This window comes from Halodesulfovibrio sp. MK-HDV, assembly GCF_009914765.1.
GTDB lineage: Bacteria > Desulfobacterota > Desulfovibrionia > Desulfovibrionales > Desulfovibrionaceae > Halodesulfovibrio.
Window position 1 is genome coordinate 1 of the sequence record NZ_WYDS01000012.1, and the last position, 15,431, is coordinate 15,431.

11 protein-coding genes are annotated in these 15,431 nt (G+C 45.3%); 5 read left to right on the forward strand and 6 right to left on the reverse strand.

The window, feature by feature from the left end:
- Window positions 1-245: 245 nt before the first annotated feature.
- Entirely contained in the window at window positions 246-788 is a 543-nt protein-coding gene (locus tag MKHDV_RS10490; RefSeq protein ID WP_160715039.1) for an FxsA family protein, read from the forward strand.
- 76 nt (window positions 789-864) lie between these two features.
- Here the strand turns inward: MKHDV_RS10490 and MKHDV_RS10495 are convergent, their stop codons facing one another.
- Window positions 865-3,603, reverse strand: a complete 2,739-nt coding sequence (locus MKHDV_RS10495) for a hypothetical protein (RefSeq protein ID WP_160715041.1) — start codon at window positions 3,601-3,603, stop codon at window positions 865-867.
- 479 nt (window positions 3,604-4,082) lie between these two features.
- Between MKHDV_RS10495 and MKHDV_RS10500 the strand changes: the two genes are divergently transcribed.
- Window positions 4,083-5,462 (forward strand): MATE family efflux transporter, encoded by a 1,380-nt coding sequence (locus tag MKHDV_RS10500; RefSeq protein ID WP_160715043.1) that lies wholly within the window; start codon window positions 4,083-4,085, stop codon window positions 5,460-5,462.
- Window positions 5,463-5,529: 67 nt separating this feature from the next.
- On the opposite strand, the gene MKHDV_RS10505 is transcribed toward MKHDV_RS10500, so the two are convergent.
- Entirely contained in the window at window positions 5,530-5,826 is a 297-nt protein-coding gene (locus tag MKHDV_RS10505) for an MTH1187 family thiamine-binding protein (protein WP_160715045.1), read from the reverse strand.
- Window positions 5,827-6,022: 196 nt separating this feature from the next.
- Here MKHDV_RS10505 and MKHDV_RS10510 point away from each other — a divergent pair, with 196 nt between their 5' ends.
- Complete coding sequence (locus MKHDV_RS10510; protein WP_160715047.1) at window positions 6,023-6,976, forward strand: calcium/sodium antiporter; 954 nt, start codon at window positions 6,023-6,025, stop codon at window positions 6,974-6,976.
- A gap of 66 nt (window positions 6,977-7,042) precedes the next feature.
- On the opposite strand, the gene MKHDV_RS10515 is transcribed toward MKHDV_RS10510, so the two are convergent.
- Both MKHDV_RS10515 and MKHDV_RS10520 read right to left on the reverse strand, forming a co-directional pair.
- On the reverse strand, window positions 7,043-7,573 hold the full coding sequence (locus MKHDV_RS10515; protein WP_160715049.1) for a hypothetical protein: 531 nt from the start codon (window positions 7,571-7,573) through the stop codon (window positions 7,043-7,045).
- A 75-nt stretch (window positions 7,574-7,648) separates the two neighbouring features.
- Window positions 7,649-8,473: a nitroreductase family protein gene (locus MKHDV_RS10520; RefSeq protein ID WP_160715051.1), complete on the reverse strand. Its 825-nt coding sequence runs from the start codon at window positions 8,471-8,473 to the stop codon at window positions 7,649-7,651.
- 109 nt (window positions 8,474-8,582) lie between these two features.
- Here MKHDV_RS10520 and MKHDV_RS10525 point away from each other — a divergent pair, with 109 nt between their 5' ends.
- Together MKHDV_RS10525 and MKHDV_RS10530 are read left to right on the forward strand one after the other, a co-directional pair.
- Window positions 8,583-8,789 carry a hypothetical protein gene (locus MKHDV_RS10525; RefSeq protein WP_160715053.1) on the forward strand — a complete coding sequence of 69 codons (207 nt, stop codon included), beginning with the start codon at window positions 8,583-8,585 and terminating at the stop codon, window positions 8,787-8,789.
- A gap of 279 nt (window positions 8,790-9,068) precedes the next feature.
- Entirely contained in the window at window positions 9,069-11,246 is a 2,178-nt protein-coding gene (locus MKHDV_RS10530) for a hypothetical protein (RefSeq protein WP_160715055.1), read from the forward strand.
- A 48-nt stretch (window positions 11,247-11,294) separates the two neighbouring features.
- On the opposite strand, the gene trmFO is transcribed toward MKHDV_RS10530, so the two are convergent.
- Window positions 11,295-12,644, reverse strand: a complete 1,350-nt coding sequence (trmFO, locus tag MKHDV_RS10535) for a methylenetetrahydrofolate--tRNA-(uracil(54)-C(5))-methyltransferase (FADH(2)-oxidizing) TrmFO (protein WP_160715057.1) — start codon at window positions 12,642-12,644, stop codon at window positions 11,295-11,297.
- Between the two features lie 149 nt (window positions 12,645-12,793).
- The gene (gene glgP, locus MKHDV_RS10540; protein WP_160715059.1) at window positions 12,794-15,373 is read right to left on the reverse strand and encodes an alpha-glucan family phosphorylase; all 2,580 of its coding nucleotides are present in this window, start codon (window positions 15,371-15,373) and stop codon (window positions 12,794-12,796) included.
- Between the last annotated feature and the right edge of the window lie 58 nt (window positions 15,374-15,431).

The window sequence follows — 15,431 nt, forward strand, 5'->3', positions numbered from 1 at the left end:
ATCTGATTATTATATTTTTGCAGTGCTGCGCTGTGCGTAACGCAACAGCCTTTTTCCGTACAAGGTAAATTGTACATATATATGTTGCAACTGGTGGTGGTGACTTGTTGCGTAATTCCTGTATATTGAATGTATGGCACTATAGAGGTGGGGGACGTGGCCGTAAAAGGGCTTGTCATCTCATTTAGAATGATTAGTTCTTTTGGGTACGGATAGATTGCTTAGAATTTGAAGGGCACAACAATATGTTTGGAAGATTATTTTTACTATTTACTCTCATTCCGATTCTGGAATTGTATACGCTTGTTTCTGTGGGCTCCGTAATTGGAGGCCTACCGACAATCGGAATTGTGATTCTTACTGGTGTTGCCGGTGCGTGGCTTGCCCGCATGGAAGGTTTTAATACCATGCAGAAAGTGCGGCAGTCTTTAAATGAAGGCGCCATGCCAGCAGATGAAATGGTAGAAGGTTTGTTAATCCTTATTGCAGGCTTGCTGTTGCTTACCCCGGGCTTTGTTACAGACTTTGCCGGACTCGCAATGCTTCTTCCGTTAACCCGCAAGCCTTTTGCTCGCTGGTTACGTAAGCAGTTTAACGCAGCAGCGGTGCGTGGTGAATCACAAAATCACGCAGGATTTACGTATTACACATGGCACTCTTCAGGGGGCCAGCAGAAAGACGAACAGACCATTTACAGCGAAATTCAGAATGATGCACAACAGCAGACTCAGACTCCACGGCAAGCAATAGTGATCGATTGTGAGCCAGTTGACGAAGAAAAGAAGTAGACTTGAACCTAATGAGAAAGGCTCTTCACACAAGATGTGAAGAGCCTTTCTTTTGTTTTTTTCTGAAGTCTGCTGATTAATTTTCCGGTACTGCAAGCTCCGGCGCTACCTGTGTCGCCATCGCAGCTTCTTGTTTTGCTGTAGAATCAGCCGATGTCGCGGTTGTGCTGTGGTCATTCAATGGTTCTTGAAGTGGAGCAGGTTCTTCTTCGTTATCCGTTTGCGGGCCATCCATTACAGGCTTTTCTTTAGAAGACGGAGCCGTCGTCGGCTCATCTGCTGTAGAGTCCTGTGCAGGATCTTGTGTGTCTGGAGTGACAGATTCAGGCTGCCCGTCAGCAGGTAATGGATTACTATATCTACTTGTATTCTTTTGTTGAACAGCAAGAATGAATCCCTGTCCGATATGTGGAATGGCAGTTTTCTGTGTTCCAACCAATTCCAGAGACTCTGGCTTTGTGAGCCAGTTGTTCCACTCGGTCGCACTCATAATGACTACAACATTTCGTTTTGAATTTAGGATTGTGGTCAACGAATGCGGATCTATTATATGGATAACCGGTTCGCTTACAAAGTATGCAAATGGTGCAGGATCAGCATTGTAGACTACAGGGGTGAAGTCCTTAGCCGCGTATTCTTCCATGGTAAGAGAGATGTCTTTGGTGGATATGAAACTGTTAATCGCAGGGGCTGACATAATGAACAGCGGCTGCATAAGAAGTGTCATAACCACAGCCATACCGATTACGCCGCATCTGCTGTTGAGCGGGAAGCGGAACCAGAATATTCCAGCGGCTGCAAGAAGGATCGCAGCCATGTAGATCCAGCCTTGAATTTCGAAAGGAATAATCTCGGTGAAGTTTACAAGACAAATGAGAGCTACGCCGAAGCCAAAGAAGACAGCAGCGAGTAATCTGTAAAAAACTTTACTGCGTAACGGCGAGAAATTTTTGATTGCACGCGCTGCAAGAATTGCAATTTGTGGAAGAAGTACAAGAAGCCAGACAGGTGACATGTAATCCAGCGCACAGTAGAGGGCGCATGTTAATATGGCAGAAAGCCACAGGTAGGCTATGCCGATATTTTCAGGATTTCTGGTTGCCAGAACATCTTTGTAGAATGAAACACTAAGTACTCTTGTCCAAGGAAGAACCAGAAAAACAACGAGCCATGGCAGCAGGATGAAAGGAAGCATGGCAAGCATGTGCCACCAGTATGGCAGATGCGCCAGCGCGCCTTTGAATGGTGCTGCAAGAACATTAGGTACGAGGTTTAACAGGTAATCTGGCTGCACGGCAAAATATACATACGCAAACCAGCTGAGAACAATGGAGAGATAAATACCAAAACCGCCAGCAACATCCCATTCACCGAATCGGGTTGGGCGTTTGCGCCAGCAGGTGATGAACAGAATGCTGAACAATGGTAAAAACAGCCCCGGGAAGCCACCAGTTAAGGTTGCAGCAGCAGCGCAGATAAATCCTATGATGAGCCAGAAGAACGAGCGTTCCCGTCTCCAGCCCATAACAAATGCGGCATGTGCGAATGTTACCAGCGCAGCAAAGAGTGTTTCCATTCCGTTAAGCTGCATGGTCACAGCCGGTAAAAATGCTGCTATTGTAAGCAGACCAGCTGTGAGGCTTGTTTTTTTGCTAATACCAGCGGCGCGGGCAAAGAGATATGTGGAGAGTACAAAAAGCATGCTGCTGAGCAGCGTGCTGGCTTTTACTGCAAAGGTAATGGCAATGTCGGGAATGAGCGCTACAGCGCTTGAGAACCAGAAGTAGAAAGGCATAGCGCCGCTGTATGGTTTTCCATCCAACATTGGAGTGAGCCAGTTTGAAGCTGCAAGAGTGTCTTTTACAACTGCGGCAGCCTGTGTTTCCTGCAACGGCCAAAGATCTCTAGAGAAAAGAGCAATGCCGCCTTGCAGAGCTGCAAATATAATAAGCGTAAGACAAGGAAGAAGGGAAAAACTGTTAAGAATTTTGCTTTCCGGTGCAACATCGGGAAGTGGTTCTTTTGGCTTTTTTTCTTTCTTCTTTTTCTTTTCTTTTTCTTGAAGAGGAACTTCAGCAGAAATGGTGTCATGCGAAGCTGTAGTTTCTTCAGAAAGTCCGGAATCCTGCTCTGGGCGAATGGTTTCCACACGCGTACCACCGAATCTGCTACTCACTTTTGAAGCGGCAGCGGCAACAATAAGTTCATCATCTGTGTCGCCTGTGTCATCATCTTCAGTGTTCATATCAGACGCTTCTATTTCGCTGGCAGGTGACTCAGTGTCATCTGAGGCTTCTGAAACAGGAGCCTCATCTGCTTTGTCTATTTCATTGTCTTCAATGCTTATATCAGACGTTTCTGTTTCGCTGACAGGTGGCTCAGTGTCATCTGAAGCTTCTGAAACAGGGGCTTCATCTGCTTTGTCTGTGTCATTATCTTCAGTGCTTGTATCAGGCGCTTCTATTTCGCTGGCAGGTGGTTCAGCGTCATCAGAGGCTTCTGAAACAAGAGCTTCATCTGCCTTATCTATTTCGTTATTTGTATGAGAACTATCTGATATATTATCGGATTCAACGTTATCTTGCGGTTCAATATGTTCAGACGAAGAGGGCGAGGAGTCAGTTACTTTTTCAGAAGAGTCATCTGCTGCGGCAAGTGGTTCTTCTGAAAGAATATCCTGTGGCACAACCTCGTCTACAGAGTCTTCCTGTTCAAAAGGGGCTTCAACAGCGTCCTTTTTAGCAGGCTCTGTAGTTTTCTCTTCGGTGCTTTTTGGTTTTTCTTGTGACTTTGTAGGATCAGAAAAGTCGCTCATGATATATCCTGTATGGTTGAGTAGCTTCAAAAAAACTAGGTTGTGCATTCAAAGTTAGCATAAAATAAGCTGGATTGGATGAGAAACTCAAGAAAATACTAGGGTTAAAATACATACGGGCAAAAGTTGAATACGTATCTCTATTACATACACAAGTAACGTCCTGTGCTGAAAGGATAAAGTTTTGTGTTCATCTTTTTCTTGTAAAATAAAACTTGCTTGCGTAGAACGTGTCTTCTTATTTCAATAAAAATTGATGTTGTTAATTCAATTTTTATTGATTCAACTAGTTGAGTAAATGTTGATACAGAATAAGCAGCGGCCAACTGTTGTTTAAAAGTGCAGATCCATAAATTGAGGCTTGTACTTACAGCTAGGCTTGAGTATTCGTTTCGCAACGTATTGTTACCACGTCCTGTATGCGTACAACTTTGTTGGATTGTGTACGTTTTTTCAGGGGATTACCTTAGGAGTAGTTAATGTTATCTCGGTTTAAAAAACGCTGGAAAGAACCCTTTGGGTATCGTGATGTCCTCAACATAGGTCTTCCGCTTGTTGTTAGTCTCGGCTCTACAACTGCTATGGAATTTACCGACAGAATTTTTCTAAGTAATTATTCACTGATATCGATTGCAGCTGCGTTACCGGCAGCTATGGTTCATCTGGTGTTTTTGTTGTTCGCACTTGGGATATCTGCCTATAGTTCTGTTTTTATTGCACAGTACTATGGCGCATGTAAGTGCGATAAAATTGGTTCCGTAGTCTGGCAGGCAATATATTTTTGTTGTTTTGCTTGGATCTTCCTTGCTGCTCTCGTTTTAGTTGCAGAGCCGTTTTTTGCCTTCGTAGGTCATGCGCCGGAAGTGCAGCGTGAGGAAGTTACATATTTTTCTATTCTTACCATGGGGTCGGGTTTTGCGCTTATTGCAAACGCAATTGGCTGTTTCTACACCGGATTAGGGAAAACCCGTCCGAATATGGTTGTGAATATAATCGCTGTTGTAATCAACATTCCACTTGATTACATGCTGATTAACGGCGTGTGGATTTTTCCGGAAATGGGTATTGCAGGTGCGGCACTTGCAACGGTTTCTTCATGGGCAATGCAGCTTGTAATGTATTCTTTGCTGGTATTTAAGCGAGAGAACGACGTAATCTACAATGTCATTAGTGCATGGCGTTTCAACAAAACTCTTTTCTTGCGGATGATGCGCTACGGTGTTCCAAGCGGTGCAAACAACTTCTTTGATGTTTTTGCATTCACTGTATTCATCATGGTTGTTGGACAATTGGGTGAAACTGAACTTGCTGCTTCTAACATTGTGTTGTCCATCAACTCATTAGCATTCCTGCCTGTTATCGGGCTCCACATTACGGCTTCTATTTTAGTAGGGCAGGCGATGGGGAAAAAGAATGTTGATCAGGCTACGGTAGCAGCGCATAGCGTATTGCACGTAGCTCTGCTTTGGATGGGAACCTTTGGTGCAATCTTTTTGCTGTTCCCGTATGAACTGACGGCGCTTTTTAAACCGGCAGATATTTCTTTTGTAGAATTTGCCCAGATCCAGTCTATGTGTCAGGTTTTGTTGGCGTATGTAGCATTTTTCTGCATGCAGGATGCCGTTGCGCTGATCTTCTTTGGATCGTTGAAGGGCGCGGGCGACACTATGTATGTAATGTGGGCTATCGCATTCTGTGCAATATTCTGCCTTGGCGTACCAATAATGATTGGACGCTTTGTTTTTGATGCAGGGTTGCATGCTCTCTGGGCAATGTTGCTTGTTTACGTTTGTATTCTTGCACTTGCTGCATACAGTCGATTCCGAACCGGAAAGTGGAAGACCATCGAATTGATGTAAAAAGATTTCATTCTTGTTGATACGTCCCGAACGGTTGAGTGCGCTTAACCGTTCGGGACAATAAATATTACCTAAGCTTCGCAGCTACTGATTCAGTTTTTCCTTTCAATCCATTTTTTCTGCCTTTACGGGAATCTACTTTGAGTGTGAGATAGATTCTGTCGCAGTCCTGCTCAAGCTCTTTGTAGCAAGCAGAGACTGTCTGCATCACTTCATCCCATTCGCCTTCAATCGTCGTTCCCATCGATCCGAAATCATACGCGAGTCCGCTTTGTTTAATGACGGTGACGACTCGCGCAACATAGGGGCTCATGCTTGTGCCCTTGTCCATCGGAAATATAGAAAGTTCTGCAATCACAGACATGATATATCCTTTTGAGTAAAGTTAACGTGCGCCTGCAACAATACGCTTGTGAGGCGTATTCTTCAACATCCGTTATGGGGTAATTGTAAGCAAACTCTAGACAAGCGGTGCGACACATCTTACATGACCACTTTGTTTCGGAATGTATTTAGGTTTACCTTAACAATGCACAATAACCTTATTCTTTGGTAACTACATGCTTCTACATATTGCGTATCTTTTGGCTGGTGCTCTCTTCTTATGGAAAGGGGCTGATTTTGTTGTGGACGCTGCGTCTGCCATTGCCCGCCGCTTTGGAATTTCTGAACTCGTTATCGGGTTAACTATTGTTGCAATGGGAACAAGCTTGCCGGAATTTCTGGTAACATTGACCGCAGCGTTAAAAGGAATTCCATCCATTTCTTTCGCGAATATTGTCGGCTCTAACATTTTCAACCTCGGGATCATTCTTGGTGCCGTGGCGATGATTAAGAACGTATCCGGCAGTAAGGCATTAATTGTTCGAGATATTCCTATATTGTTCGGTGTAGAATTTCTCACCCGTCTGATGGTGTCCAATGGGCAGTTAGGACGTTGGAATGGCTTGGTGTTATGCTGTATTTTTGTTGGGTATCTTGGCTGGATGTATTACCGATGTAAGAAACCGACAGGTACAGAAAGCACTGCTATGTGTGAAGTGACAAGCGATAGTGAAGTAGCAACTTGGAAAGATTACATGTTGTTACCGATTGGTCTTATTGCAGTAAGCCTTGGCAGTCAGTTTGTGGTTGATGGTGCAACAGGCGTTGCACGCATTTTCGGTTTGAGCGAATGGCTTATTGGTGTGACGATTGTTGCAGCCGGTACTTCTCTTCCTGAGCTTGTGACGTGTCTTTCTGCTTCGATGAAAGGCAAGAACGATATGATTCTGGGTAACCTTGTGGGGAGTGACTTTTTTAACTTCGCCGGAGTACTCGGGATAACAGCAATGGTTCAGCCTATTGCTGTCAAGCATGGTGAATTGCTGAATATGAGCATGGCTGTCGGAGCCGTAGCACTTCTTTGGCTGCTAATCCGGACGCGGGGTAAGATTACCCGTAATGAGGGGATATTGCTCTTCGCCTTCGGCATAGGTCGTTGGCTTTTTGAGATATGGCGTTCCGCCGCATAAAGTAAATAGAAAGCGGGTGAATCTGTACGATTCACCCGCTTTTTTTATTGAATATTGGATTGTCGGCTATAGCAAGCCAAGTGGCTCGAGCACGTTTTCAACGAGATCTTCCGGCTCTTTCCAACCATGAAGAATGAAATGAAGCGATGCCAACATGTGCGGCTCAAGTTCAATGAAATCTGAACCAATCTGCTCGCGTCCCTGTTCAGCATCCAGCCCGAGGTTATGGGCAAGGTGCAGTAGTTCTGTCATAAGATAGAATACCTTTCCGTACTCGCGCAGGGCATTACGAATATCATCATGACGCATTGCAGACTGAGGGATAACGATGATGCTGCCGGTATTCTTACAAAGCTCTTTTAGTTCATCCAGAGACGAAATAGCTTCGGGTGCCTGTACGGACATCTCTAACTTGGGAGCAAGAATGTCTGCCAGTTCATGCCGTTTGCTACCGGTAAATCCGATTAGAAAGAGAATGCTATCTTTTGTTGAAAATATTTCGAGCTCAGTTTTTTTGCCAAAAGTAATGGTTGCGTCAGCATCCTTTACTTCGGCTTTATCCTGAATAAAGTGATCTGTGCCTGTAATAACTGCCATGTTCTTTTCTCCGGTTCTGGGTGCACATATGTGCATTCTACGACCTAAACAGGGACAAAATGACAGCAGTAACGGCTACAACCAGTTTACGGAAAGTGATTTGCGCATTGGAATCCGTGGATAGGTGAATTTAGGATAGCCGAGCATGTGTCCGCCACAACATATGTGGTTTTCTTGTAGCCCTAACCGTTCTCTTAGCGGCATATAATCATTGGCACAATAAGTAAAAAATCCGGCAAAGCAAGCACCTACACCGCGGGAATGCGCTGCGAGTTCAAGATAGGACAAGGCGATAGCACTATCAGTGTCGTGCCATGTCTTTTCTTTATCCATATATGAGATGGCAAGATGCGGAGCGCCGCGAAGAATTAAATCTTGTCCCTTTCTCCATCCAGCAATCAATCCTGCCACGCTATATTTTTTAGCCAGCTCGCGGTCATTTTTTCGAAGACCCATCATCCATTCAATAGTCATCTCTGCAAATTCGCGTACAACCTCAGGCGATTCAATCATGATCCACTGTACAGGTTGTTTGTGGCTTGCAGATGGCGCGTAGTTTGTGAGCGATACAATGTCCTGCAATGTGTCGTGTGCAACAGTTTTGGACTTGAATGAACGGATAGAGCGGCGGGAACGGAGGAACTGGTCTGCCTGTTCTGTAGAAACTGCGAGGGATGAATCAACGGAGATGAAATTTTCGTTCGGCATTTGATCTAACGTTACACAGTCTGCCGGACAGGCTGCAACGCAATGGCCGCAATGAATACATGCAGTTTCTGCACCGATGCGCATTTTCGGAATGCCGGTTTCTTTATCCTTAATAAGGAGTTTATTCGGGCAAACCTCTACACAGATGAGACATTTTTTACATTTAGCTTGATCTACAGAATAAAAAGACACGGATTTTCCTCGATTACTTTAAATATATAACTTCGCGTTTATCCGGCACACAGGAAGAAATATATTCCAATGTGCTGGTATACAAAGAATATGAGAGACAGGTGAGCTGGTGATGCCGTTGCGTGAAAAGAGTGCTGCGGTGAGCGCAGTGAATGGCGGAAGAATCAGCAGTATTCGCGAAGCAGATAGGTTGATTGAACACTTTTATTGTTCTGTAAAGGAAAAAATGAAAGCAGAACTGTTGAACTCTGGTATTATTACTTTATTCTTTGCCTCGATCTGGCGTGATTCCAAGATGATGAACTGCTTTTGTTAGTCGTAAGTGTGAATGAAGTTCTAAAGCACTTGCGTGTTCGAGACTTTCCAAGCAATGTATGCGACTGCTGATATTGCGGGTCACTTTCGGGAGAACCCGCAGTAGGGAATGCTACATTTTGTGTATTGGCGAATGTGCGAAAATTCTATAATTACATATTCTTATGTGTTGAATGGTTTTCGCCGTAGCCATTGCCGAAAGTAGGGTGAATTGAATAAGAAAAATATTCCATGAGTTTAAAGCATGTGGTCGTATATACGATCTCTTGCGGAGATTTTTGTGAAAATAAGAAAATATATTGTATTGCTACTTGTTCTTGTAGGCGTTTTGTCTGGTTGCAGCGCTCCTAATGTTGTTCGTTCAAAAGGTTCCTCGGGTTTTTCCATGGAATCGGAAATAATGGGCAGGGCAAACCCTGGCTATGTCCAGTGGCTAGAAAAACAGGCGATGCTGACGACATCAGAGAAATTTTCGACGGTTGTTTCCGGTACAAATTTATTTTGGTTAGGGCCGTATGAAAAACCGCGCGTTGAGATGATGCTTAATATCGCTCCTGTGTGGCTGACATTTGATGCTGCCAGAACTATTCCTGCAAGCACCAGTTCAGTTGCCTTAGTTCTGCAAAGCGATAGCTATCTGCGTACAATACAAGAGATAGGTATACGGGGGATTCATATCGAATCCATGCGTGAGAGCGGAGCCATTTGGGGAAGTCCGACAGTGCAGCGCCAGCTTGGTGACGACACTGTCAGCTATTTATTTTCCAAAGGCTTCGGTGATGAAAAAAGCTTTGATAATTTTTTACGCAAGGCGAATAAACGAGGCATGATAGTAGGCGATGCCGTTGTTCCATTTGCAACAGGCCGTGGCGCAGACTACTTTTTGAGTGCCCGTGGTTTGGAATCTTACAAGGGTTTATATTGCATGATAGAGGTGCCGCGTGAGTTATGGAAAAACCTTCCAGAAATAACCACACGCACCCGCGCTGTACTTGTCGACGACGTGTCGTTGCGCGCATTACGCAGAGCACGCATATTACCTCCGCCTCTCGTTCGTGAGTCATTGGAAATTCCGCTGACCCCGCTCAACTGGTATGCAACGGATGTTGTTCAAGGTTTGGACGGAAACGGACGCCGTTTTGTGTATCTGGGGCATGGATCTGAAGCACGTCCTGTCTTAAACTGGAACGACCCTTCCAAGAATGCGCGTCGTCTTGTTTCCGGCTCGTTGATTCAGCAAATCGGAATGCTCCACGCAGCAATGACAAGCGTTAGCGTTTCCCCTTTATATGGATTGGAACCGTCATACCCGAATGCAGATCTTACTGGACTCGGCGTAGGCGATACCGCGGTGCAGGCTGCCAGAGATATTGCGCAGGAAGTTCGTCGGTACGGTGGCTGGACTTTCTTGCAGGACAACCTCCCGCTTCCGAATATTAAAGCTGCCACAGAAAGTGGTGTTGATTTTGCGGTAAACCATTCGTTTTCAACGGCAGCAGAGTATGCTTATGCCACCGGCGATGCGTCTATGCTTACGCAGAGCCTGTTTACCGTTCTTCAAATGGGTATCGATCAGAAGCGGTTTATTAATCGCATTCAGCCTGAACCTTATATAGATTTTTCATTCCCGTTTATGTTCAATCCTGCGCAGAAACGTAATTCAAAAATGAGCAAAAGATACTTAGAAGTCGTGCAGCAAAAAATGTCTGTAACTGGCGGAGATGTCTTCTTTCATGACAGTAAGCTTTATCTGACTCCGGCAGCCTTTGTAGCAAACGTGCAAGGTATTCGTGATTATCGGAAGATGACAAAAGAGCAGCGCCAGTCAGTTAGTGATGGATTGACGTTGCTTGGACATACACAGGCAATGCAGCCGGGTATTTTTATGCTTTCTGCTGATGAATTACTTGGAGTTTTACCGCTTCAGGCAGGGGTGCTTGAATATTCGACTGAAGAAGATGCGCTACGTCAAAACGTAGCCGGAGCGTATGATCTGACATCTCGTGGCGGCAACAATATTCTTTCAGAGATTGGGTTGCCTAAGGCTCCTACTGTATTTGATGATCTCGAAACTGAAGTGCGCATGGTAGAAACATTTTCCGGAAATATGCGCCGAATAATTAAGTTGCGAGAAGCGCTGAGTATGCAGACTTCGACAGTTGTTCAGATTCCGAAGGCAAAGAATAGAGGGGTTTTGATCCAAGTATTCCAGCTGTCGCCGAAGAATAGCTTGAAGGCAACTGCCGCTGTGAATGTGATCAACTTTGGAGAGTTGGCCGCAGCGGAAGAATTTTCGTTATTGAAAACATTAATAAACGGAAACGTAGAGCTCGAAGATTTGCAAACTGGTGAAAAAGTAAGCCAAGTGCACGGAGAGTTCTCGGTTTCTGTGCCACCTCGTACTGCCCGAACGTATGTTGTACGCAGTGTTGAGCAAGTCTCGAACGATCTTAATTAAACGCAAAAAAAAGCGTGACCCTGAAAAGGGTCACGCTTTTTTTATTTACTATAAGCAGCAGTCGTCGAGCGTTTCTTTTTGCTCTTCGAGCCATGCGGTAAAGGCTTCGCGTGCACGCTGTGCGTAGAGTGCTTTGCGTTCCTTTTTGCGTGCTTTACGATTCAGTGCCGGAGTAAGACCGAACTGAACGTTTGCAGGCTGGAAGTTTTTCTGCTCAGTACGCAGATGGGCAAGCAAGCCTCCGAGGCAGGTTTCTGCCGGCGGTTCTGCAAGCGGAAGATCTTTTGCTTTTGCGGCGAGCATGGTGCCAAGCCACAGACCTGAGGCTGCGGATTCAACATATCCTTCTACACCAGTGATCTGACCGGCGAGGAAGATTGTTGGATGATTTTTAAGTGCAAGCTCGTTGGTCAGAGTTTTTGGCGCATTCACGTAAGTGTTACGATGAACGCTGCCATAGCGGATGAATTCTGCATTTTCCAGACCCGGAATCATGCGGAAGATTCTATCCTGCTCTTTGTACTTGAGTTTTGTCTGGCAACCTACAAGGTTGAACATGGACTTGTTCAAGTTTTCTGTACGGAGCTGAACCAACGCGAAAGGACGTTCGCCAGTGCGTGGATCTGTGAAGCCGACAGGTTTGAAAGAACCAAAAGCGAGGGTCATTTCACCGCGTTCTGCAAGTGCTTCAATCGGCATACAACCTTCAAAATGAATTTCTTTTTCGAAATCTTTTGTAGGTGCTTTGTCGCCGGCAATCAGCGCTTCGCGAAGAGCATGATACTCTTCTTCGTTCATTGCGCAGTTGAGGTAGTCGTTATCTTCCGGATTGTAACGGGAACCCCAGAATGCAATATCCATATTAACGGAATCGGCTGCGATGATCGGAGCGATAGCGTCATAGAAATAGAGATGTGTTGCATCAATGGACTCAGCAAGAGATTCGCTGAGGCTGGCACTTGCCAGTGGACCGGCTGCAAGTACTATTGCATCGAACCCTGCAAGCTCTTCAGCTTTCAGGGAAGTAATTTCTTTGTGTACGAGGGTGATGTTTTCATCCTCGTTGATAGCTTTTGTGATGTAGTCACTAAACAGTTCGCGGTTTACAGCCAGTGCTTTACCGGCTGGAACACTCGTAGCTTCTGCTGCTTCGAGCACAAGACTGTCGAGATCACGCATTTCCTGTTTTAGAATGCCTACAGCAGCATCCGGCTGATCGGAGCGGAAGGAGTTGGAACAAACAAGTTCTGCAAGACCTTCGTAGCTATGTGCCGGAGAATACTGCTCCGGTTTCATTTCAAATATAGTAACAGCGACTCCGGCTCGGGATAGTTTGCGAGCACATTCACAGCCTGCAAGTCCGCCGCCGATAATAGCGATATTGGATAGTTCTGACACAGAAGCCTCCTATGGGAATTTGCGTCAAATAGACCATTGGCTTCACTTTAGCAACTGTTTTAGAAAGGGCGAAGGTGCTGTGTTTGCACCTTCGCCCTTATATATAATGTTGTGATCAAGCCTGCTGATTGTCTTTCGTCATTGCAAAATCAGGACGTTTCCTGCGGTACTGCCCAGCGGATAAGTCCAAGAGCGCGCGGGTCAATAAGAAGTGGATTCGTTGGGATAATGCGGATTGTGTAACCGAACCTACCCGGTTTTGTAGGGGTAACTTTCCCTTCAAAATGTTGCCAGCCGTCAGCGTCTGTATCACCTTTTGGAGTCAGTTTTTTAATGTTTCGAGAAACAAAGTCTCCGTCCTGCTGCACTTGTCCGAAGTAAGCTTCAGCAGAGATGTTGTCACGATGAATGCCGTTAAGTTTCACATCAACACTTATGCGAATGGATTGCCCCACAAAGGTTTCTTCCAAAATTTCTATGTGAGCGTTGCGTAGATCAATCCCACCCCATTTGGTCATTATATCATTACGCCAATCTGCAAGTTCTCGTGCTGGCTGGAAGTCATAACGGGATAAATTGTTGTAGTTGTCGTATGCCGGTTTATAGGCTTTGCGAACGTAATCCATGACCATACGGTGCGAGTTAAACTCCGGTCCCAGCGTGGTAATCGCTTTTTTCATGCGTCGAATCCATTGTCGAGGAAGTCCGCCACGTCCACGATCATAAAATTCCGGTATGATCTCAAATTCAAGTACATTGAAAAGCGTGCGCAGTTCAACGTAATCCTGATAGTCTGGATCAGAATACTCTTCACCTTTACCGATTGCCCATCCGATACTGTTGTCCGGTAAATATGCTTCATCCCACCAGCCATCAAGCGTGCTGAATGTGAGTACACCGTTAAAAATAGCCTTCATACCACTAGTGCCGCATGCTTCAAAAGGCCTGCGCGGGGTGTTGAGCCATACATCGCAACCTGCAAGCATGTGCTTAGCAATCTCAATGTCATAATCTTCCAGAAAAACCATGTGGAACCGGTAGTCGAGACTACGGCAGGTAGATACAACCTCTTTGATGTACTTTTTTCCGTCGCTGTCTGCGGGATGCGCTTTTCCTGCAAAAACAAACTGAATAGGGCGATCAACATCTTTGAAGAGCCGTAGGAGTTTGTCTTTTTCACGCATAATAAGGTTGGCGCGTTTGTATGTGGCAAAACGTCTGGCAAATCCGATAGTTAATGCTTGCGGGTTGAGGATTTCATCTGCGTTTTGAATCTCCTGTTTGCGTGCACCATGTGCTTGCAGCTGGGCACGAAGACGACGGCGTGCAAAGTCTACAAGACGTGCACGAAGACGTTCATGCGTGCGCCATAACTCTGCGTCGGAAATATTTGCGGCACGGCTCCAGAGTGTTTTGCTGTCTGGATCTTCCCGCCAGTTGGTGCCTAAATATCTGTCATACACTTCGCGCATGTCATCTGCTGTCCATGTTGGAGCATGGATACCATTTGTGAGCGCCGAAATTGGTATGTCATCAAGTGGGTAGAGCGGCCAGAGGGCCTTCCACATTTTGCGCGAAACATGCTTATGCAATTTGGACACACCGTTGTTGAAACGGGAAAGCTTGAGTGCAAGCACGGTCATGCAGAATTCTTCCTGATCATCAAACGGGTTTTCACGTCCGAATGACAGAAATACTTTGAATGCTAACCCTAAATCTCGTGCGTAATCAGAAAAATATTTTTCCATAAGTTCCGGACTGAATCTGTCGTTACCAGCTGGAACAGGAGTATGTGTGGTGAATACAGAACTTGAAGCAACAATCTCGGATGCGGATTCAAACGAAAGCCCCTTCTGCATAAACGATCGAATTCGTTCAACTCCTGCAAACGCAGAATGCCCTTCATTCATATGGATAACTTGAGGATGATATCCAGCGACGTCGAGTACTTTCATGCCGCCAATACCAAGCAGAATTTCCTGCCAGAGACGCATTTCTTTATCTCCACCATAAAGACTGGCAGTGATGATGCGAAGCTCAGGTGGGTTCTCAGGAATTTCTGTATCCATAAGTAATAAGGTAATGCGGCCAACCTGTGCTTTCCAAATCTGCGCTTGCAGTTTTTGCTTACCAAGCGGGATAGAAATGTGCACATGTTTACCATTCTCATCTTCCAATGGAAGAATCGGAATTTGGTCAAAATCGAGATCAGGATAGGATTCCTGTTGCCAGCCATCCGGTGTGAGATACTGACGGTAGTACCCATGTTTGTAGAGCAGGCCGACGCCCACAAGCGGAATGTTTAAATCCGACGCAGATTTCAGATGGTCACCAGCGAGAATTCCTAATCCGCCAGAATAGATTGGCATGCAACTAGCCACACCGAATTCAAAACTGAAATACGCAACCGCTGGATTTTCTGGTGATGCATCTTCAATAATTGGTGATGGACGCTCTTCAAAATATTCGTTGAGGGTATCAATAGTAAGTTTAAGCTGCGACTGGAAAAACGGATCTTTTGCAACAGCATTCAAGCGGTTAGGGTCAACAAGGTGCAGGAATAGTAGTGGGTTATGACTTGTGGTTGACCATAGTTGTTGGTCTATTTGTTTGAAGACGTTATCGGTGTATCCACACCACGTGAAACGAAAGTTATAGGCAAGCTTCCATAAGTCTTCCAGACCTTCTGGTAGTTTTGGAATTACATTGAATATCTTTAACGGCTGCATGCTGTTTCTCCTGCGTACGATTAGGGCATTCAAGCCCTGTTATGCCACAGAGTCATTT

What these genes read in the sequence shown, in the direction of transcription:
- MKHDV_RS10490 (WP_160715039.1), top strand. Translation starts at nt 246, where the DNA reads ATGTTTGGAAGATTATTTTTACTATTTACTCTCATTCCGATTCTGGAA.
- MKHDV_RS10495 (WP_160715041.1), bottom strand. Translation starts at nt 3,603, where the DNA reads ATGAGCGACTTTTCTGATCCTACAAAGTCACAAGAAAAACCAAAAAGC.
- MKHDV_RS10500 (WP_160715043.1), top strand. Translation starts at nt 4,083, where the DNA reads ATGTTATCTCGGTTTAAAAAACGCTGGAAAGAACCCTTTGGGTATCGT.
- MKHDV_RS10505 (WP_160715045.1), bottom strand. Translation starts at nt 5,826, where the DNA reads ATGTCTGTGATTGCAGAACTTTCTATATTTCCGATGGACAAGGGCACA.
- MKHDV_RS10510 (WP_160715047.1), top strand. Translation starts at nt 6,023, where the DNA reads ATGCTTCTACATATTGCGTATCTTTTGGCTGGTGCTCTCTTCTTATGG.
- MKHDV_RS10515 (WP_160715049.1), bottom strand. Translation starts at nt 7,573, where the DNA reads ATGGCAGTTATTACAGGCACAGATCACTTTATTCAGGATAAAGCCGAA.
- glgP (WP_160715059.1), bottom strand. Translation starts at nt 15,373, where the DNA reads ATGCAGCCGTTAAAGATATTCAATGTAATTCCAAAACTACCAGAAGGT.